Raw genomic sequence first — 20,033 nt, 5'->3', positions numbered from 1 at the left:
GATCAGCGCGTCAGAGCGCCGGTGAGCGCGTCCACGTAGGCGATCGCCGACTTCGGGCCGCCGAACATCCAGATGCCGTCCGGAATCCGGTGCAGCTTCCCGGCCTTGACGAACGGCAGCTGCTTCCACACGGCGTTGCTCGCGAGATCCTGGGTGAAGACGTCGGATTCGGCGTCGTTGGCGGCGTACACGAAAGAAGTGGCCGGATCGGTGATCTTGGTCAGGCCCTCGATGTCGGTGGGGGCGAGGCCGTAGACCTTGTCGCCCTCGCCGGTCCACTGGTTCGCGACGCCGAGCCGGTCGGCGATGCTGCCGAGGAACGAGCCCTTCGTGTACATGCGGACGGTGACCGTGCCGGAGGTCGAATAGCCGTCCGCCATGACGAACTTGGCCCCGGACTTGCCCGCGTCGGCCAGTTTCTTCTTGCCGTCGGAGACCTTGGTGTCGAATTCGGTGAGCAGCTTGCGGCCCTGCTCCTGCGTTCCGGTCGCCTCGGACAGCGTGGTCACGGTTTTGCGCAGGTAGCCGATCGGGTCGGCCGAATCCGAGCCGCGCAGCGTGAGCACCTTCGTCTGCTTCGAGAGCTGCGCGATCACGTTCTCCGGCAGATCCGTGGTGGTGACCACGAGATCCGGGTGCAGCGCGGCGATCGCGTCGAGGCTCGGCTCGCCGCGGGTGCCGACGTCCGGAGTGGACGCGGCGAGCGGCATCGCCTTGTCGTAAGTGTTGTAGCCCTTGACATCCGCCGCACCGATCGGCTTCACGCCCAGCGCCAGCAGGTTCTCGGTGAGGCCCCATTCCAGCGACACGATCTTGGTTGCCGGCGCGGGCAGGTCGACCTTGCCGCGCTCGTCGGTCAGGTGGACCGGACCGGACGGCTTCGCGGCAGTGGCTTGGTCCCCGGCGGCGGGAGCTTCGGTGGTGCCGCACGCGGCGAGCGCGAACGTGGCGAGCACCGCCGCCACGGTCTTCAGGACCGGCCTGCGGGCAGGACGAGAGAACACAATGGACACGGGGTTTTCCTTTGAACTCGGGGACGGGTCAGGCTGAGCGGACCGGCCGCGGCCGGGAGGTGTGCCGTCCGACCGGGCGTGTGCGGACGTGCCCCTCGTCGTCGACGTGGACGTCGATGCGCAGGCCGTAGACGTCGCTGAGCAGATCGGCGGTCAGCACGTCGGCCGGGCGGCCGGTGGCGCGGACGGTGCCGCGGCACAGCAGCACCACCTCGTCGGCGACGGCGGCGGCCTGGTCGAGGTCGTGCAGCACGACGCCGACCGCGACGCCGTGTTCGTCGGCGAGGTCGCGGACGAGGTCCAGCGTTTCGATCTGGTAGCGCAGGTCGAGGAAGGTCGTCGGCTCGTCGAGCAGGACGACGCCGGTGTCCTGGGCGAAGCAGGTGGCCAGCCAGACGCGCTGGAGTTCGCCGCCGGACAGCTCGTCGACCGGGCGCTCGGCCATTCCGTCGACGCCGGTGTGCCGCATGGCCCGCTCGACCAGCTCCGGCCCCTCGGGATCGCCGGAGCCGAAACGGCCGCGGTACGGGTGGCGGCCGTAGGATACGACGTCGCGCACGCGCACGCCGCCGGGCGTGGGGCGCGACTGAGTCAGCAGCGTGACGTGCCGGGCGAATTCCTTGGGGGACAAGGCGAGCGCGTCTCGTCCGGCCAGGGTGACGTCGCCCGCGGTCAGCGGATGCAGCCGGGCGAGCGAGCGCAGGAGCGTCGACTTGCCGGAGCCGTTGGGGCCGACCAGGACGGTGACCGCGCCCGCGCGCAGGACGATCCCGGCGTCCTGGACCACCGGCTTTCCGCCGTAGCCGAGCGCGAGCCCGGCGCCGGCGAGCGCCGGTGCTTCCGGCCAGGAGTGACTCATGAAGGTTAGCCTAACCTGATTGAGTGAAATTCCGAAACCGGACACCGCGGCGGTGTCGGACGTCACGGGCGTTTTGTACCGGGCGGGCCCGCCAGGATGTGAAACGCCTTTGCCGCTTCCGGTTGTCGCTCTAGCTTCTGATCGGGTCAGAGGTTTTCGGATTTCCGGGTGACGAGGGGAGCCGGTGCGTGGCCACGGGCGAACTCGCGAGGACGACGCTGCCGGTCGGGGCAGGCTGGCTCGGGTCCCGCATCGGCGAGCGCACCGCGCGGGGCGTGGCCGGCACGGTGTCCGGCCTGATCCGCGACGGGGAAGTGCCGCCGGGCACGCGGCTGCCCACCGTGCGCGCGCTGGCCGCGGAGCTTTCGGTCAGTCCCACGACGATCGCCGAAGCGTGGTCGCAGCTGCGCGCGGCCGGGTTGATCGGCACTGGCCGCCGGCGCGGCACGATAGTGCTGGAACCGCCGTCGAGCCCGCCGCCGGAACGCGCGTTTTCCGGCTGGCAGACGGTCGATCTGGAACACGGCCTGCCGGATCCGGGACTGCTGCCGCCGCTGGAGGACGCCGTCGCGGCGGGTGTCCACACGGAACGGTTCGGCGGCCCGGTCAAGAACACGATCACGTCGCAATTGCGCGCCGCGGTGAAGCCGGCGTGGCCGTTCGCGGCCGAATCGTGGACGGTCGCGGCCGGTGGGCAGGACGGGATGTTGCTGGCCTGCCAAGCGGTCGCGCGGCCGGGTGATGTGATAGCACTGGAAGCTCCGACGACGCCGTGGTTGCGTGAATTGCTGCGCCGGTCGCGGATCCACGTGGTGCCGGTGCGCTGTGACGAGAATGGTCCGCTGCCGTCCTCGCTGGCCGCGGCGTTGGAACATCGGCCGGTTGCGTTTGTCTACCAGCCGCGCGCGCAGTCGCCGCTTGGCCATTCGGTTCCGGCGGACCGGCTCGCGGAACTCGCCGCCGTACTGTCCGAAGAGGACGTCGCGGTGATCGAGGACGACGATTTCGGGCCGTTGGCTTCGACGCCTTCGTTAAGTCTTGGCACGCACTTGCCCGGCCGGGTGTTGCTCGTGCGGTCGTATTGCACTGCTTTTGGGCTCGAATTGCGCAGTTGCGTGATCGGCGGCTCGGCGGCGCTGGTGGAGCGGGTGCGGAAGCAGCGCGGGCCCGGATCAGTGTGGTCGAGCCGGATTCTTCAGGACGCGCAGGCGTTTTTGCTGACCGATCCCGGCAGTGCGGAGCTGTTGAATCGGGCTCGGCATCGGTACGCGCAGCGGCGGACGGCGTTGGCGGAAGCGCTGCGGGAGCACGGGATTTCGGTGCGGGCGCGGGACGGGTTGACGTTGTGGGTGCCGGTCGCGGAGGAGTCGCGGACGTTGATGAATTTGGCGGCCAACGGGGTTTCCGCCGGGTCGGGCACTCGCGCGGGCAATCCGGGGACGCCGCACGTCCGGGTGGCGACAGGGCAGTTGCCGGACGATCCGGCGTTGGTGGCTGATCTCGCGCGGATGATCGCGCGGGCTGCTCGGCGGTCTTGATGTCTGTTGTGGACAGCTCCATTTTGGACAATGCCGCTTGGGCGTCGCTGACTGGTCCGCATGCTGCGTTCGCCGAGCGGGTTGGGCAAGCGGTGCGCTATCCGGTGGATGTTTCGGTGTTTCTGGCGGTGCCCGACGAGCCGTCCGAGAGGGTGTGGGACGACATCGCCGCGCTCGCCGGACCGGGCGCAGTGGTGCCGGTTCTCCCGCAGGCTGGGCCGCCTCCGCCAGGTTGGGAGCTGCTGGAGAAGATGGCCGGGGTCCAGCTGGTGGACGCCGGGGTCGATGCCGCGCCCGATCCGGATGCGGTCCGGCTGACGGTGGCCGACGTGCCGGAGATGCTGGATCTGGTTGCGCGTACGAAGCCTGGCCCGTTTTTGCCGCGGACTGTTCTGCTCGGGACGTATCTCGGCATCCGGTGCCATGGCGCGCTCGTCGCGATGGCGGGGGAGCGATTGCATCCGCCGGGGTGGACGGAGATCAGCGCGGTGTGCACGGATCCGGCGTATCGCGACCGGGGTCTGGCCGGTCGGCTGGTGCGTGCGGTGGCCGCGGGGATCCGGGATCGGGGAGAGACGCCGTTCATGCACGCGGTGGCGTCGAACGTGAACGCGATCCGGCGGTACGAGGGGATGGGGTTTCGGTTGCGGCGGACTAATGCGTTCGGTCGGGTGCGTATTCCGGAGGACTGGCGGGTGGCGGCCTGAGGTTGTGAGTGGCGATGCCGGTTCTAACCGGCATCGCCACGCACGAGGTCTGTCCAGGCGTGGCTGCAGCTGTGCGCAGCATCACCCTGCGACGGCGCGCCTGCCCCGGCCGGGTATGTGTCGTGAGTGTTGGCGCCGGTTCTAACCCAATGCCACGTAGCTTATGTTGATCTTGCTGGCGGGGTCGGCGTGGCGGCATGGTCAGGGCGGGGTGGCGGTGCTCTGATACCGGTCGTGGAATCTGGTGTGGTGGTCAGTGCGGATCAGGTGTCGCTGGGTGTGCTGGTGACGGCGGTGCCCCGGGAGGTGATCGACCCCGCGGTCGCTGCGTGCGGGGTCGCGGCGAAGCGCTCGGACGGGAAGCTGCCACCGCATGTGGTGGCGTATCTGACGATGGCGATGTGCCTGTTTCCCGATGACGACTACGAAGAAGTCGCGACCAAGGTCACCGGTTCGTTGTCCCGGTTCGGGTGCTGGAACGCATCCTGGACGGTCCCGACGGCCAGTGGGATCACCCAGGCCCGTAAACGCTTGGGCCCGGCGGTGATGAGCGAGGTGTTCGAGGGTGTCGCTGCTCCGGTGGCGACCTCGGACACCCGCGGGGCGTGGCTGCGGCGGTGGCGGTTGCTGGCGATCGACGGGTTCGAGGTCGACCTGCCCGACACTCCCGGCAACGCCGGCGAGTTCGGGTATGCCGGGTCGGGTGAGCACCGCTCGGCGTTCCCGAAAGCGCGGGTCGTCGCGCTGGCCGAGTGCGGCACGCACGTGTTCCTCGCCGCCGAGGCCGGGTCCTATGCGGTCGGGGAGAAAACGCTGGCGCAGCGGCTTTATCCGCGGCTGCGTGATGATGAGTTACTGACCGCTGACCGTGGCTTCTACAGCTGGGAGGCGTGGGATCTCGCGGCCCGGTCCGGGGCGGCGTTGCTGTGGCGGGCCCCGGCCCAGCTGGGCCTGCCGGTCGTGCAGGTGCTGGGCGACGGGACCTACCTGACGATCCTGGTCAACCCGAAGGTTCGCGGTGCCGGGCGCCGGCGGCAGATCCTCGCCGCCGCCGAGGCCGGACAGGATGTCCACGCTGATGAGGCGCACCTGGTCCGGGTCGTGGAATACGACGTTCCCGATCGCGAGGGCAACGGCGCCGGGGAGCTGATCGTGCTGCTGTCCACCTTCACCGATCCCGCCGATGCTGCCGCCGACGAACTCGCCGCCGCTTATCACGAAAGGTGGGAAGAGGAAACTGCGAACGACCAGCTCAAAACCCATCTCCGCGGCCCCGGCCGGGTCTTGCGGTCCCGGCTGCCGGAGCTGGTGCACCAGGAGATCTGGGCGTGGCTGAGCGTGCACTACGCCCTGTCCGTCCTGATCGCTCGCGCGGCCGAGGCCGCCGACCTGGATCCCGACCGGATCAGCTACAGCCGCGTCCTGCGCATCGCCCGCCGCACCGCCACCGGCACGGCGGGCTTTTCCCCCTCAGGACTGGACTGACGTCCTGCCCGAGATCCTGGCCGATATCACCCAGCGCGTCCTCCCTCCACGACGGCACCGCACCTGCCCACGCGCGGTGAAACGGTTGCGTCACAACGCCTACCGCGCCAAGAAACGCGCCGAACCCAGCAGTACCCGCCACGTCGGCCCACCCGTGATCAGGCTCCATAAACTCACCTCCGCAGCAAGATCAACCTAAGCTACGCGGCATTGGGTTAGAACCGGCGCCAACACTCACGAGGGGGTTCAGGAGTCGCTCAACGGCAGGCCCGGAGGGTTGACGCCCGCCTTCTTCACCGCTTCGTTCTCCAGCCCGTACGCGGCAAGCCATTTCGCGTACTGGCCGTGCTGAATCAGGTAGTCGATCGCCGCCGCGACCGGCTTCACAAGACCGTTGTCCTTCTTGGTCGTCGCGGCGATCAGCCCCTGCAGCTTGGCTCCAGCCCCGGAATACTTGCCCGCACTGCGCGTGGGGTTCGGGGTTTTCGCTGTCTGCGTGGCGTGGTAGGCGATGCTCGGGTTCGGCGCGAAGTACGCGTCGATCCGGCCGGAAGCCAGTGCCAGGTACGTGCTGTTCTTGTCCGCGAAATTGCGCACGTCGAGTTTCTTGCCTTCGGCGGTCAGCTTCCGCTGCCATTCCTTGAGGATTTTCTCCTGGTTGGTCCCGCTGTCGACGGCGACGGTCTTCCCCGCCAGCACTTCGTAATTGCCGTCGAAGTTCCACGTGCTCGCGCGGTTCGTCTCGAAGCCGAGGTTGTCCTCGCGGTAGGCGGCGAAGTCGAAGCCCTGCTGTTTGCGCTGTTCGGTCACGGTGATGTTCGAGAACCCGGCGTCGAACTGGCCGCTTTGCAGGCGTACGAACAGGTTCTGCCATGAAGCGTTCTGCACGTCCGGCTCCAGCCCGAGCACCGCGGCGACGAGACGGCCGAGGTCGGGTTCGGCACCGGTGAGGGTGCGCTGATCGGTGCCGACGTAGGCCAGCGGCGGGAATCCCGATGGCAGCGCACCGATGCCGATCGTCAGCTTGCCCCGGTCGAGGATCTTCTTCGGCAGTTGTGCGCGGATCTCGGCGACGACAGGCACGGTCAGCGAAACCGGGTGCGCGTCCGCGGTGTTCGCGGCTACGGAAACGGTCTGCGAACCGTTCACGCTGGTCGACGCCTGAGTGCTGCCGCCGCACGCGCCGGCGAGCAGCGCGACTGCGGCGAGGACGGGCAGGATCGTGCGGGTTTTCATGCGTTCTCCGGGGTTTCGAGGCGGGCGACCTTCCCGAGGAAGGTTCGGGTCCGGTCGTGACGGGGGCGGTCGAGGACCGCTGACGGCGGCCCTTCCTCGATGACGCGGCCGCCGTCGAGGAACACGACGTGGTCGGCGATCTCGCGGGCGAACCCGATCTCGTGCGTCACCACGATCATCGTCGTGCCGGAGCGGGCCAGTTCGCGGATCACGGCCAGCACTTCGCCGACCAGTTCCGGGTCGAGCGCGGACGTCGGTTCGTCCAGCAGGATCAGCCGCGGTTCGAGCGCGAGCGCCCTGGCGATGGCGACTCGCTGCTGCTGGCCTCCGGACAGTTGCCGCGGGTACGCCCCGGCCTTGTCCTCGAGGCCCACGCGGGCGAGCAATTCCCTTGCCCGCGTCGCTGCCTTGGCGCGGGGCAGTCGTTGGGTGACGATCGGCGCTTCCGCGATGTTGTCGAGGATGGTGAGATGCGGGAAGAGGTTGAAATTCTGGAACACAAACCCGATCCGGGACCGTTGCCGCAGAATCGTGCGTTCGCTCAGTTCCTTGAACCGGTCGCCGTGCACGCGCACGCCGACGAGTTCGCCGTCGATGCTGACGTAGCCGCTGTCAAGGCGTTCCAGATGGTTGATCGTGCGTAGCAAAGTCGATTTGCCGGAACCGGACGGACCCAGCACCACGGTCACTTGTCCGCCGGGTGCGGTCAGGTCGATTTCGTCCAGCACCCGGGTTCCGTCGTACGTCTTGACCGCGCTGCGCACGCGGACTTCGGCGCTCATCGGGCCACCCCTAGCGTGCGCAGCCGGGCGCGGAACCGCTGGAACGGCGTCGGCGGAACGGTGCGCAGCGCGCCGCGGGAAAAGAAGCGTTCCACGTAATACTGGATCACCGAGAGGACGCTGGTGAGAATGACGTACCAGACCGTGCCGACGAGCAGCAGCGGAATGATCTGCCCGCTGTTGGTGCTGGCCTGGGTTTCGACCACGCCGAACAATTCCAGCAGCGACGTGATGTAGACGACCGAAGTTCCCTTGAGCAGGCCGATCAGCTGGTTCGCGTAGGCGGGCACGATCGCGCGGGTAGCCTGCGGCAGGATGATTCGCCGGTATTGCCGGGCTCGCGGAAGTCCCAGCGCGGCCGCGGCTTCGAGTTGTCCTTGGTCCACCGAAAGCACCCCGGCACGCACGATCTCGGCGGCGTACGCGGCTTCGTTCAAGCTCAGGCCGAGCACCGCGACGACGAAGAAACTCAGCACGTCGGTGGCGCTGAAACTCAGAAACGACGGGCCGAACGGGATGCCGAGGCTGAGCGTGCTGTACAGCGCGGTCACGTTGGCGAGGAACAGCAACAGGACGATCAGCGGAATCGAGCGGAAGATCCACACGTACGCCCACGAAACCGCTTGGAGCAGCGGGTTTTTCGACAGCCGGAGCAATGCGAGCACGATGCCGCCGACGAGTCCGAACACCGCGGCGAGGCCGGTCAGTTCGAGGGTGAGCAGCAGCCCGTCGAGGATCACCGGGCGGAAAAACCAATAGCCGAAGACGTCCCATTGGAACACCGGATTGGTGATCAGCGCATGCGCCAATTGGGCTAGCAACACGAGTACTACTGCCGCGGCGACCCATCGGCCCGGACGGCGCAACGGGGCGACTTTCTTCGCCGCCAGCTCGCGCAACCGCGCTTCACCGGGCGGTTCGGGACCTGCGGACGGCACCGGCACGGCGCGCAGCGTCGGAGGAGAACTCACAGTGGCTCCTGGGGATCGCGGAGAGGGCGATCGCCACTGTGACCCGCTGGGTTCCCGGCTGTCGAGTGTCCTCTTGGGACTCCCACATGGTGAGCGCGGTGGTACGGAAGGAGGTTTTGTACCGGCTTTGTTACTGACTATCCATTGTGGACTAGCGAAGCAGGTGCCGCTCCAGGAACGGATTCCGGAACTTGCCCGCCGGGTCCAGCTCCGCGGCCAGCTCCCGGAACTGCCGCACGCCGGGGTGGTCCAGGTCCAGCGCAGCGCCGTGGAACAGCTTCCCCCAGTGGGCGCGGACGCCGAACGGAGCCAGCCTCTCCTCGATCAACGGCAACACCGCTTCCACCTCCGGCTGATGCTGCTGCCAGGTGAAATGCACCGCCACCCGGTCGCCGCCGTACGCCGGGCTCAGCCAGTGCTCGTCGCCAGCGACAGTGCGGATTTCCGACACCACCAGCAGCGGCGCGATCCGGTCGCCGAGGCTGCGCAACGCCTCGAACGCCGCAGCCGCCTGCGCGCGCGGCACGAAGTACTCGCTCTGCAATTCCGCTCCGACGCTCGGCGCGAAGTCCAGGCGGAAGTGCGGCAGGCGGTCGTACCACGGTCCGGGAACGCCGCCTTGCACTGTGGTGTTTTCCGCTGGAATGCCTGCCGCGTGGGCGGGATGGCGCGGACCGTCGGCGAGAAGGGCGCCGAACAGCGAATCGGGGATCTCGGCCGGGACGCGGTTCTTCAGCAGGACTTGGTCTACGACGTCGCGCGCCCAATTCGTGAACAGGCTGACGCTGTAGCCCGCCGCCTGGATTTCGTCGAAGTGCTCCGACACGGCGGACCACGGGAGAGCGTCGAAAACGTCTTGGCGCACCGAGAAAGTCGGCTCGAGGTCGAGGGTGAGCCGGGTGAGGACGCCGAGCGCGCCGACGTTCACCACGACTCCGGGAAACTCGGCGTCGCCGCGGGAGAAGGTGCGCAGGGAGCCGTCGGCGGTGAGGAGTTCGACGGCGGACACTGCCGAGGCCAGGCCGGGCAGCCGCTGTCCGGAGCCGTGGGTGCCGGTCGCGACGCTGCCGGCCACGGTGATGTGGGGGAGCGACGCCAGGTTGGCCAGGGCATACCCGGCCTCGTGCACCTGCGCGACCACGTCGCCGTAGCGGGTCGCGCCGCCGATGGTGAGCGACGCGGCGTTGATCTCGGGCGCGATGTTGACGGCGGAGAGATCGAGTTGGACGCCGTCCGGGCTGTCGGCGACGGTGTTGAAGCTGTGCCTGCTGCCGAGGGCCTTGATCCGGGCCGCGCTGGCGACGAGTTCCCGCGCTTCGGAAAGGGTGCGCGGGGCGACGATCTCGCGTGCGCGGTAGGTCAGATTGCCAGCCCAGTTTTCGATCACGAACGCCGAGCCTAACCGGCCCCGGCGCGGCAGACTGGGGGCAGGCTGAGGCGAGGAGACCCGACATGCATTCCGCTGGACTCGTGCTGCACCCGCGCCGCGACTCGAAAGCCGCGGTCGACGCGGTGCTGGGCTGGGCCGCCGTCCGCGGGATCGAGATCCTCGGCATCGAGGACGAGATCGCGCGGGTCGACTGTTCGGCGACCGGCGTCCAGCCCGCCGAGCTGGGAAAACGGTCGGATCTGGTGGTCAGTCTCGGCGGCGACGGCACCATGCTGCGCGCGATGCGGCTCGCCGACGGGCAGCACGCGCCGGTGCTCGGCGTGAACCTCGGGAAGCTCGGCTTCCTGGCCGAGGTCGACGTGCCGGACCTGCCGCTCGCGCTGTCCGCGATCGACCGCGAGGAGTTCACCGTCGAGCCCCGGATAGCGGTGGACGCGCGGTACGGCGGCCGGATCGAGACCGCGTTCAACGACGTCGCGGTGGTGCGGGTGCCCGGCGACGGGAGCGCTGTGGTCGCGGTGCTGGTGAACGGCGAGCAGTTCGTGAGCTACGCGGCCGACGCGGTCGTGGTCGCGACGCCGACCGGGTCCACCGCGTACAGCTTCTCCGCCGGCGGGCCGATCACGAGCCCGGCTGTCGAAGCGCTGCTGGTCACGCCCGCCGCGCCGCATTCGGCGTACAGCCGCGGCGTCGTGTTGTCGGTGCACGACACCGTGACGCTGGAGGTGCTGCCGTCGAGCGGACGGCTCGCGGTGGAGGTCGACGGCCAGGTGGCGGGTTATGTCGGGCCGGGCGAAACGATCGACCTGCACGCCCGGCCGAACGCGGCCCGGGTGGTCCGGCTCGGCATGACGACGTTCTACCAGCGCGCCCGCCGCAAGCTGCGGCTCACTGATTCGGCGGAGATTCCGCTGTCCTGAGCAGGTCGCCCGTTCTACTGGTAATCGCGCCTTGACCTGCAGTAATGCCGGACGGAGTGTGCCTGCTGTCACTTGTCGGTGACATTGCCGTGTCCTATTCGTAATGTCGGGGCGGCTTTGCGACCGAGCGAGGAGATGGTGGTGCGAGGTGTCCGGTAGACATCGGGACGGATCGAAGTCGTGGCGGCTGCCGACCGCGGCGGGCGTGTTGGCCGTCGGCGCGCTGGCGGTGCCGGTGTGGCTGACCGCCGGTGCGGTCGAACCGCAGCAGTTCCCGGCGGCGGCCGCGGAGATGCACGCGTTCAGCGCGCCACGAGCGTCGAGCACCGCTCCGTCTACCACCTCGACGCCTCCCACGGCGTCTTCCAGTGCTGCTCCCACGACGACGTCGTCTTCATCGGCTAGCAAAACGACCTCGCCCACTCCGGAAACCCTGGCGGCGAAAGCGTGTTCGTCCACTTTGGCCGGTACGCAGCCCGCGGTGGCGCAGGTGGGCAATTACCTCAAAGAGAAGTTCTCGGTGGATACGGTCGGCGGCAGGGCCGGACGGTCCGGGGCGAGCGACCATCCGGCCGGGCTCGCGCTGGACTTCATGGTCGACACGAAGACCGGAAACGCTTTGGCCGCTTATGTTCTCGAGCACCAGAGCGAATTCGGCGCGAAGTACGTGATCTGGCAGCAGCGCTACAACGACGGCGGCGGCTGGTCGGCGATGGAGGACCGCGGCGGCGAGACCGCGAACCATTACGACCACGTCCACGTTTCGTTCGAACGCGGCGCGAAGGTTTCGGTCACCTGCTGACACCCGACTTTCGGAGGTGGGCCGGATTCGTCCCGAAGAGCACACTGTGCGCTGCCGAACGGTCACCGTCCGCACGTGGTGACCTTCCTTCGCTGCGTGAGGAGCTCCGATGGCGGGCAAGTACTCGATCCGGCTCACTCTCAGCGTCGTCGGGGTGCTGGTCGCACTCGGCGGCACCACGACCGCCGCGGCCGCCGCCGCGCCGGACGATCCGGTTTCGTGGCGCGTACCCGCTACCCCCGCTGAGGCGGCTTCCCTGGCTCGCGCCGGGTTCGACGTCGCGGGGACCAGTCCGGGTGTGGCTTACGTGGTCGGGAACCAGGCGGTCGCCGGGCAGTTGCGGGACCGGGGCTATGCGCCGGAATTCTTCGACACTGTCTACAAAGGTGTGACGACCCGCGCCGCGGGCGACACGTTCTACGGCGGCTACCGGACTGTTGCGGCGCAGGAAGCGCACCTGGCGAAAGTCGCGGCGGCGCACCCGGATCTGGCGACGGAGTACACGCTCGGCCAGTCGTGGCGGAAGACACAGGGCAAGGGCGGCCATGACATCAACGCGATCTGCCTGACCAAGAAGCAGGACGGCGACTGCACGCTGTCCACGAAATCGCCGAAGCCGAAATTCGTGCTGATGGCGCAGATCCACGCCCGGGAGATCTCCACTGGCGAAGTGGCCTGGCGCTGGATCGACTACCTCGCCGACGGTTACGGCGCCGACGCCACCGCGACGTCCATTTTGGACACCACCGAGGTGTGGGTGGTGCCGATCTCGAACCCGGACGGCGTCGACATCGTCGCGTCCGGCGGCAACTCGCCGAAACTGCAGCGCAAGAACGCGAACACCAGCAACGGCAATTGCGGCGGGACGAACATCGGCATCGACCTGAACCGCAACTCGACCTTCCGCTGGGGTGCGGACTCGGACTCGCCGTGCGCGGAGACGTACCAGGGCCCGGGTGCCGGATCGGAACCGGAAGTGCAGGCGCTGGAACAGTTCTTCCGCGCGATCTACCCGGAGCAACGCGGCAGCGGCGACAACGACCCGGCTCCCGACACCGCTCGCGGCACAATGATCACTTTGCACAGCTACGGAAACGACATCATCGTTCCGTGGGGATTCACGTCCGATCCTGCGCCGAACGACGCCGCGCTGCGCAAGCTCGGCGCGAAGTTCAGCGACTCGAACGGGTATCTGGTGGGGACCAACACGGAAACCGTCGGCTACTCGACCAGCGGCACGACGGACGACTTCACCTACGGTGCGCTGGGGGTCGCGAGCTTCACGTTCGAGATGGGCGGACAGAGCGGCAGCTGTGGCGGGTTCTTGCCGCGGTACTCGTGCGTGGACAGCACGTTCTGGCCGAAGAACAAGGGCGCGTTGATCACCGCGGCCCAGTCCGCGGCGGCTCCTTATCAGCAGTGAGGTGTGATTGAGCGCGGTGCACTCAGGCACGTGCCGCCTGGGTGCACCGTAGCGTCTCCGGAGTGGATTACTTGCAGTGGCGCGACGAGATGCGCCAAGCGATCGACGGCTATATGCCCCGTATTCAGGCCATCTTCGCCCGCTTTGGCGAGCTTGAGCCGGACACCGTGTCGGACGAGGTCGATTCCGTCGCGCTGAGGAAAGCCGAAGAGGTCGATCCGCCACTGCCGCGGGCGCTGCTTGAGCTGTACGCGTCCATCAGGGAAGCCAGCTTCGCGCACCTGCACAACGCTTACTTCATTCACTCCCTCGACTTGGTGCTGAACAGTCTGCACCGCAGCGACATTCCCGCCTGGGCTCCCGAAGTCACCGACGAGCGGCTCGTCGTGTTCGCCTCGGACGGCGGCGGGCGCATGTTCGCGGTCGGATACCGCAGCGGGACCGTGTTCCGGCTGCCGGTCGGCGCCGTCGTGGACCAGGTCTACGACGGCTCGATCGACTCCATCGGGCCGGGCGAGATCGCGAAGGACGTCCCCGATTTCCTGACCCGGCTTGTGGGCATCGCGCAGGACTTCAGCGAGGAGGACGACGAGGACGACGACGAGGAACGCCCCATCATGTGAGGCGTCGTTACCTTCAGTTAACTCGGCAGGCGACCTATCTCACCCCGATTCTCACGCAAACGCCATCACGCCGGCGCTGCCATATGTACGTACATCCCTTACAGTAGTTCTGTAGCAGAACTACTTGAGCGGGAGGCGGCAGTGACGATCGGCCTGGAGCGGGCTCGGCCGGCGGTCGTGCGGGATCATCCGAATGCTGGGTGGTTCGCGGTCGGCGCGGTGTGTTTCGGGGCGTTCATGGGGCAGCTCGACGCCAGCATCGTCACGCTCACTTTCCCCGCGTTGCAGCACGAGTACGGGGCTCCGCTGGCCGCCGTCCAATGGGTGTCGCTGGCATATCTGCTCGCGCTGGTGGGATTGCTGGCCGCGGTCGGGCGGATCGCTGATGCGGTCGGGCGGAAGCTCACGTACGTGCAGGGGTTCGGCGTGTTCACCGTCGCGTCCGTCGCGTGCGGGCTCGCTCCGACGCTCGGTTGGCTGGTCGCGTTCCGGGTCGTGCAGGCGATCGGCGCGGCGATGTTGCAGGCCAACAGCGTCGCGCTGGTGGTGCGCAGCGTGCGCGAAGACCGGGCGCGGGCCGCGCTCGGGGTGCAGGCTGCGGCGCAGGCGCTGGGGCTCGCGCTCGGGCCCGCAGTGGGCGGGCTGCTGGTCGACACCGTCGGCTGGCGGTGGGTCTTCCTGGTCAACGCGCCGGTCGGTCTCGCCGGGCTGATCGCGGGGCGGTATCTGCTGCCGCGCACTCGCGAGCGCACTCCGCTGGGTCGCTTCGACGGGGCTGGCGTCGGATTGCTGGCGACCGCGTCGACGGCGTTGCTGCTGGTGATTTCCGGGGTGTCCGGGCTGGAGATGCCGGGGTGGCTGCTCGTCGTGCTGGCCGGGGCGACGGTCTTCGCCGCGATCGGGTTCGTGCTGCGGGAAAAGGCGGCGAGCAGCCCGGTGCTGCAGCTGTCGGTGCTGCGGCCGCCGGTGGTGTCGCTGGGGCTGGCCGGGGCGCTGTGCGGATACCTCGTCTTGTTCGGGCCGCTGACGTTGCTGCCGCAGGTGCTCGGGACGGCGGGCGGGACCGGAGCGGTGCTGACGTGTCTTCCCGCCGGGTTCGCGGTGGCGGCGGTGCTGGCCGACCGGGTGCTGCCGAAGCGGCTCGGTTCGCGCGGACGCACCGTGCTGGGGGCGCTCGTCGCGGCGGTCGGGTGCGTGGGATTGGGACCGGCGTCCGCTCCTTGGGAGGTGGGCGTGTCGCTGGTGGTGGCCGGGCTCGGTCTGGGAGTGTTCATTCCGGCCAACAACTCGGCTGTCATGAGCGCGATCCCGGCGCGGATGTCGGCCACCGGAGGAGGACTGGTGAACATGGCGCGCGGACTGGGGACGGCGCTCGGCGTGGCGCTGGTGACACTGTGCCTGCACACCGGCGGGGAAACGGCCGCGCTGGCGGTCCTGGCCGGGGCCGGTGTCCTGGCCGCGGCGACCGGGCTGGCGGCGCGCCCCGAGCGGGCCCGGTGACCGCGCCGGAACCCGCGCTCGCCGACGTCGTCGCCCGGCTCCGGCGGGCCATGCGACGGGCCGCGCGCACTGCCGATCCGGACAACACGTTGTCGGTGGCGCAGCTGGAACTGCTGTCCTGCCTCTTCGAGAATCCCGGTGCGCGCCCGAGCCGGATCGCGCAATTGCTGAAGCTCGCGCCGAACTCGGTGACCACGATGGTCACCGGGCTGCGTTCGCGGGACCTCGTCACCCGCACCAGCGGCGGCGACGACCGGCGGACGGTGGCGCTCGAACTCACCGACACCGGCCGCGCCGCGGTCGAGCGGTGGCAGGGGCACAACGCCGCGATCCTGGCGGCGGCGCTGGACGGGGTGCATCCGGCGTGGCGGCATCTGATCGCGGCCGCGGTGCCCGCGTTGAACGAGCTGGTGGGAGCGATCGACGCGCTGGCGGAGTCGGAGCAGCCGCGTCCGTGAGGGGAACCTTCACGGACTCTGATTCCCTCGGGGTTCCCCTCACGACCCGCATTCCCAATGCCAGGGACTTAGGCCGTGCGGCCTCGGCATGCCGACCGTCCACAAGGCGCCAACCTCGCCGAAATGCCCGCCCCATGCCTTCGTGGCCGCTTGCTGCTGTCCGTGAGGGGAACCCCGAGGGAATCAGAGTCCCCCAGGGTTCCCCTCACGGACAGCAGCACCCCGCACGTGGCCCTCGCCAACCCCGCGACCAGGACAGACACCCCTCCAAGCCGCACCCACACCGCCGCCTTAAGCCCCTGGCATCGGACCTGAGGCGACCGCGGGCGGCCCGGCCTCGACCCGGCGCAGCACGGGTTCCAGCTTGTCCTCTTCCGGACCCCCGAACGGAAGGCTCTCCTCCCACCACGTGACACCGGCCTCGGCGAACGGTTCGACGACGCTTCGCGCCTGGACCGGGTCGGCGGGGCTGGTTCCGCCGAAGACCACGTCGAACGGTGCGTCGGAGTCCCGTTCGCTCCGGATGTAGGCGATCAGGTCGCGCACCTCGGCGACGTCCGGCAAACCCTTGGCGCCAGCGGATTCGAAGATCGGCACCACGCCGTCCCAGCGAGCCGCGCGGCGCATCGGGCGGCGGTTCGGCCACCGGCCCGCCACCCAGACCGGCGGCCGCGGGCGCTGCACCGGCGTCGGAAGCAGCGTGATGTCGCGGGCGGTGAAGTGCTTGCCGGAGAACGTCACCGGTTCGCCGGTCCAAAACCGGGTGATCAGGTCGAGGCCCTCGTCCAGCTTCTCGGCGACCACTTTTGGGTCGGCGGACTCGCCGAAGTCGCCGAACTCCGCCTCCAGCGGCGCGCCGAGCCCGACGCCGAACACCACCCGGCCGCCGGACAGCTGGTCCAAAGTGGACACCACGCGGGCGAGCTGCTGCGGGCGGCGGCGCGCGACGGGCGTGACCATGGGGCCGAGCTGGATCCGGCTGGTGGCGAGCGCGGCGGCGGTGAGCAGGATCCACGGGTCGCCGAAGAGGCGGCCGGGACGTTTGTCCAGCACCACGTGGTCCCAGACGAACAGGCCGTCCCAGCCCGCCTCTTCCGCCGCCGTGGCGACGCGAGCCACCGCGCGCGGGTCGGCGAAGTCGCCGAAGTTCGGGATGCAGACCGAGAAACGCATGCCTGCCACCCTGCCCAGCCCCGGCGGACGCGTCAATCTGATTTGCCCGCCACGAAGGTCTGCCGCACCCTGGCCCGCAGCAGCGCGTCCGGTGCTTCGGTGAACGGATCGACGTCCAGCACAACGAAATCCGCCGCCAAGCCCGCTGCGAGCTGTCCGGTCAACCCGTCCCACCGGCACGCATACGCGGCGTCGCGGGTGCCGTGGGCGAGGGCTTCGGCCAAGGGCAGGGCGTATTCCGGCAGGTTCGGTTCGAGTTCGGGGTTCAGCGCGGACCGGCGGGTCGTCGCGATGTACATGTTCGGCAACGGCGGATGCGGCGCGGTCGGGGCGTCGGAACCGAACGCGAGTACGGCGCCGGCGGCGGTCAGTTCCGGCCACGGGAAGCCGCGCTGCACGCGGTCGTCGCCCAGTTTCGCGCGCCAGTTTTCCTGGATCGCCGGGTCGGCGTGCACCGGCTGCATCGACGCGACGGCACCGAGTTCGGCCAGCCGCTTGACGTTTTCCGCGGTCACCGTCTCGAGGTGTTCGAGCCGATGCCGCCGGTCGCGCGGTCCGTTCACCTTGATGGCGTGCTCCAGCGCCGTCAGCGCGATGTCCGACGCTTCGTCGCCGATGGCGTGCATCGCGACCTGCAGACCTGCCGCGTCCGCCGCCGCGACGACCGGGGCCAGCGCTTCCGGCGGCCACAACGGCCCCGGGTGACTGCCGTCGGCGAACGGTTTCTTCATGGCCGCAGTACAGGTGTCGATGACTCCGTCGACCATCAGCTTGATCCCGGCCACCCGGAGCCACGGCCCGGACAGCCGCGCGCTCAACTCGGCCGCGCGCTCGACCTGCCGGAGGTCGTCCCGGGTGTTGCCGGTGCGCTCGATCAGCCAATGTCCGGCGACGCGCAGGGGGAGCCGTCCGCCTTCGAGGGCTCGCTCCAGGGCGGCGAGGTCGGTCTCGGTGAGCGCCATGTCGACAGCGGTCGTGACGCCGTCCGAGAGGTAGTGCGCGAACGCCGACGCCAGGGCACGGTCTCGGTCGGCGTCGCTGGTCTGTTCGTCGAGGAAGTGCCGCATCAGTTGCAGCGCAGCGGTTTCGTAGAGCATGCCGTCCGGTTCGCCGGTCGAGTCGCGGCCGATGCGTCCGTCGAGCGGGTCCGGGGTGTCGCGGTCGATGCCCAGCTCGCGCAGGGCGGCGCTGTTGACCCACGCGGAGTGGACGTCGTTCGCGGCGAGGTAGACCGGCCGGTCCGGGATGACCGCGTCGATCAGCTGCCGGTGCGGCGCTTGCCCGCCGAGTGCGTCGAAAAGCCAGCTGCGGCCCAGGATTCGCGGTGCGGACGGATCGTCGGCGGCGGCGCGGGCGAGCCGCTGCTGGATGTCCTCGGGGGACGTGGCGGAGAACAGGTCCACCTGCTCCAGTGCTTCGCCCATCGACACCAGATGCGTGTGCGCGTCGACAAAACCGGGCAGCACGAAGGCGCCGTCCAGGTCGACCACCCGTGCCTCGATCCGGTCGGCCTCCGCGGTGCTGCCGACGTATTCGATGGTCTCGCCGCGCACGACCATGGATTCCGCCCAGCCGGACGCGCTCGCGGTGAAGATCCGGCCGCCGCGGTAGTGCACCGGGGTCATCGGGTCACCACCGTCGGGTCGGAGAGGAAGTGGTTGGTGTGCAACAGGAAACCTTCTTCGTGATCGAGGATGGGTACTTCCGCCGGGCCGAGCAGGTGCATTCTCTTCCTTGCGATTGAGGTCAAGCGGCGACGCGAGGGCGGCCGACGAGCAAGTAGATGGCAGCGGCAACCAGCATTCCCGCTGGCAGCGAGAAGTCGATCCCGCCAGCCGCGCTCGCCGCAAACCCGGTGTACATGCCGGGCACGGCGAGGCAGGAGGCTGACGCGGTCGCGCCGAGGACCAGAGCCGCGATGCCGGGCCAATGCACGCCGCCGACGTACCAGAACGGACCACCGCGGCTTTCGTCGACGAGTGCGTGGCCGTCGTAACGGTTGCGGCGCAACAGAAGATCGGTCGCGTAGATCGCCATCATCGGGCCGAGCACGACGACCATCAACTGCATCATGTCGTTGACCGCCTGGAGGAAATTCGACACGAGCAAGGCGTACAGGGTGAGCAGCACTCCGGCGGTGCCGTCCAGCAGAACGCTGCGCGAACGGCGCAGCCGGACGCCCATCGCCTGAAGCGCGAGGCCGGAACTGTAGACGGTCATCGCGTTGTTGGCGATCGCGCCGAGGATCACCGCGATCAGGAAGATCGGCGTGAACCAGGACGGCAGAACGGATTCCAGCGCGGATTGCGGGTCGCTCATGTCCAAAGTGGTCGCGGCGAACGCGCCGAGCGCGGTGAACGCGACGCTCGGCAGGAAGGCTCCGGCGGCGGTCCAGGCGGCGACGGCGAACGGTTTGGTGTCGCGCGGCAGATACCGTGCGAAGTCCGCGCTGTTGTTGTAGGACAACGAAGCGGACGCGACCAGCGCCACGCCGCCGGCGAGCGCGGCCCACAGCGCGACTCCGTGCAGCGGCGTCGCGGGGTGGTAGCTCCACGCGGTGTGCGGGATCAGGAAACCGCCCAGCACCAGGAAAACCGCGGTCGTCACGATGGCCAGCGGCAGGTAGAGGCGCACGATCACGGAGTGGCCGTAAACGCTGATCACCAGCGTCGCGGCGGCGATCGCGACGATCACGAGGACCTTGCCCGGGGTGTTCAACCCGATGCCGAGCCGCGAGCACAGGCTGAACGCGGTCACCGAGGCCGCTGACCAGCTCAACGCCACGTAGCAGACCGAAACGAGCCAGCCGTTCAGCCCGATCACGAAGCGGTTGCCGCGCGTGCCGAACATCGCCCGCATGATGACCTCGCTCGGCGCGCCCGCGGCCGGGCCGCTGACCGCGACGAGGCCGACGAGCGCCCAGCACAGGTTGCCCACGACGATCGCCGCGAGCGCCTGCAGCAGGCTCAATCCGCTGAGCACCAGCGCGCCGCCGACCACCAGGCTGAGGTAGCTGACGTTGGGCGCGGCCCACACCCCGAACAGGTCGCGGGCCCGGCCGTGCCGCTCGCCGTCGCCGATGACGTCGATGCCGTGGGCTTCCACCCGGGGGCCGCGCCCGGACCGGGGCGGCCCCCGGGTGGAAGCCCACGG

The 20,033-nt window shown here is 69.1% G+C and carries 18 protein-coding genes; 9 read left to right on the top strand and 9 right to left on the bottom strand.

Going from position 1 to position 20,033, the window contains the following annotated elements:
- Window positions 1-2 precede the first annotated feature (2 nt).
- Window positions 3-1,013: an ABC transporter substrate-binding protein gene (locus tag D0D37_RS28915; RefSeq protein ID WP_116203751.1), complete on the bottom strand. Its 1,011-nt coding sequence runs from the start codon at window positions 1,011-1,013 to the stop codon at window positions 3-5.
- A gap of 28 nt (window positions 1,014-1,041) precedes the next feature.
- Window positions 1,042-1,872, bottom strand: coding sequence for an ABC transporter ATP-binding protein (locus D0D37_RS28910; RefSeq protein ID WP_116203750.1), 831 nt, complete (start codon window positions 1,870-1,872; stop codon window positions 1,042-1,044).
- Between the two features lie 188 nt (window positions 1,873-2,060).
- Here D0D37_RS28910 and D0D37_RS28905 point away from each other — a divergent pair, with 188 nt between their 5' ends.
- From D0D37_RS28905 to D0D37_RS28895, 3 genes are all read left to right on the top strand, one after another.
- Window positions 2,061-3,410, top strand: a complete 1,350-nt coding sequence (locus tag D0D37_RS28905) for an aminotransferase class I/II-fold pyridoxal phosphate-dependent enzyme (protein WP_116203749.1) — start codon at window positions 2,061-2,063, stop codon at window positions 3,408-3,410.
- Window positions 3,410-4,117, top strand: a complete 708-nt coding sequence (locus D0D37_RS28900) for a GNAT family N-acetyltransferase (RefSeq protein ID WP_116203748.1) — start codon at window positions 3,410-3,412, stop codon at window positions 4,115-4,117. Before D0D37_RS28905 ends, D0D37_RS28900 begins: the two co-directional genes overlap by 1 nt.
- 189 nt (window positions 4,118-4,306) lie before the next feature.
- Window positions 4,307-5,602 carry an IS4 family transposase gene (locus D0D37_RS28895; protein ID WP_116203747.1) on the top strand — a complete coding sequence of 432 codons (1,296 nt, stop codon included), beginning with the start codon at window positions 4,307-4,309 and terminating at the stop codon, window positions 5,600-5,602.
- Window positions 5,603-5,848: 246 nt separating this feature from the next.
- On the opposite strand, the gene D0D37_RS28890 is transcribed toward D0D37_RS28895, so the two are convergent.
- From D0D37_RS28890 to D0D37_RS28875, 4 genes are all read right to left on the bottom strand, one after another.
- On the bottom strand, window positions 5,849-6,838 hold the full coding sequence (locus tag D0D37_RS28890; protein ID WP_116203746.1) for a transporter substrate-binding domain-containing protein: 990 nt from the start codon (window positions 6,836-6,838) through the stop codon (window positions 5,849-5,851).
- A complete protein-coding gene (locus D0D37_RS28885; RefSeq protein ID WP_116203745.1) occupies window positions 6,835-7,620 on the bottom strand; it encodes an amino acid ABC transporter ATP-binding protein in 786 nt (261 codons plus the stop codon). The genes D0D37_RS28890 and D0D37_RS28885 overlap by 4 nt, the downstream gene beginning before the upstream one ends.
- Window positions 7,617-8,591 (bottom strand): amino acid ABC transporter permease, encoded by a 975-nt coding sequence (locus D0D37_RS28880; RefSeq protein WP_116203744.1) that lies wholly within the window; start codon window positions 8,589-8,591, stop codon window positions 7,617-7,619. The genes D0D37_RS28885 and D0D37_RS28880 overlap by 4 nt, the downstream gene beginning before the upstream one ends.
- 151 nt (window positions 8,592-8,742) lie before the next feature.
- Window positions 8,743-9,978: an FAD-binding protein gene (locus D0D37_RS28875; RefSeq protein WP_116203743.1), complete on the bottom strand. Its 1,236-nt coding sequence runs from the start codon at window positions 9,976-9,978 to the stop codon at window positions 8,743-8,745.
- Window positions 9,979-10,043: 65 nt separating this feature from the next.
- Here D0D37_RS28875 and D0D37_RS28870 point away from each other — a divergent pair, with 65 nt between their 5' ends.
- From D0D37_RS28870 to D0D37_RS28845, 6 genes are all read left to right on the top strand, one after another.
- Window positions 10,044-10,901 carry an NAD(+)/NADH kinase gene (locus D0D37_RS28870; RefSeq protein WP_116203742.1) on the top strand — a complete coding sequence of 286 codons (858 nt, stop codon included), beginning with the start codon at window positions 10,044-10,046 and terminating at the stop codon, window positions 10,899-10,901.
- A 148-nt stretch (window positions 10,902-11,049) separates the two neighbouring features.
- Complete coding sequence (locus D0D37_RS28865; protein ID WP_167493583.1) at window positions 11,050-11,703, top strand: VldE C-terminal domain-containing protein; 654 nt, start codon at window positions 11,050-11,052, stop codon at window positions 11,701-11,703.
- 109 nt (window positions 11,704-11,812) lie between these two features.
- Window positions 11,813-13,126 (top strand): M14 family zinc carboxypeptidase, encoded by a 1,314-nt coding sequence (locus tag D0D37_RS28860; protein WP_116203740.1) that lies wholly within the window; start codon window positions 11,813-11,815, stop codon window positions 13,124-13,126.
- 62 nt (window positions 13,127-13,188) lie between these two features.
- The gene (locus D0D37_RS28855; RefSeq protein ID WP_116203739.1) at window positions 13,189-13,749 is read left to right on the top strand and encodes an SMI1/KNR4 family protein; all 561 of its coding nucleotides are present in this window, start codon (window positions 13,189-13,191) and stop codon (window positions 13,747-13,749) included.
- Between the two features lie 141 nt (window positions 13,750-13,890).
- A complete protein-coding gene (locus D0D37_RS28850; protein WP_116203738.1) occupies window positions 13,891-15,249 on the top strand; it encodes an MFS transporter in 1,359 nt (452 codons plus the stop codon).
- The gene (locus D0D37_RS28845) at window positions 15,246-15,707 is read left to right on the top strand and encodes a MarR family winged helix-turn-helix transcriptional regulator (RefSeq protein WP_116203737.1); all 462 of its coding nucleotides are present in this window, start codon (window positions 15,246-15,248) and stop codon (window positions 15,705-15,707) included. Before D0D37_RS28850 ends, D0D37_RS28845 begins: the two co-directional genes overlap by 4 nt.
- A gap of 291 nt (window positions 15,708-15,998) precedes the next feature.
- Here D0D37_RS28845 and D0D37_RS28840 read toward each other — a convergent pair whose 3' ends face one another.
- The 3 genes from D0D37_RS28840 to D0D37_RS28830 all read right to left on the bottom strand — a co-directional run.
- Window positions 15,999-16,880, bottom strand: coding sequence for an LLM class flavin-dependent oxidoreductase (locus D0D37_RS28840; RefSeq protein WP_116203736.1), 882 nt, complete (start codon window positions 16,878-16,880; stop codon window positions 15,999-16,001).
- Between the two features lie 32 nt (window positions 16,881-16,912).
- Window positions 16,913-18,505, bottom strand: a complete 1,593-nt coding sequence (locus D0D37_RS28835) for an amidohydrolase (RefSeq protein ID WP_116203735.1) — start codon at window positions 18,503-18,505, stop codon at window positions 16,913-16,915.
- Between the two features lie 121 nt (window positions 18,506-18,626).
- The coding region (locus tag D0D37_RS28830) for a cytosine permease (protein WP_116203770.1) at window positions 18,627-20,033 on the bottom strand (1,407 nt) is incomplete at its 5' end.

Source organism: Amycolatopsis circi (genome assembly GCF_003385235.1).
Classification (GTDB): Bacteria; Actinomycetota; Actinomycetes; order Mycobacteriales; family Pseudonocardiaceae; genus Amycolatopsis; species Amycolatopsis circi.
The sequence above is the reverse complement of the archived record's forward strand: the minus strand, read 5'-3'. Positions and strand labels throughout refer to the sequence as shown.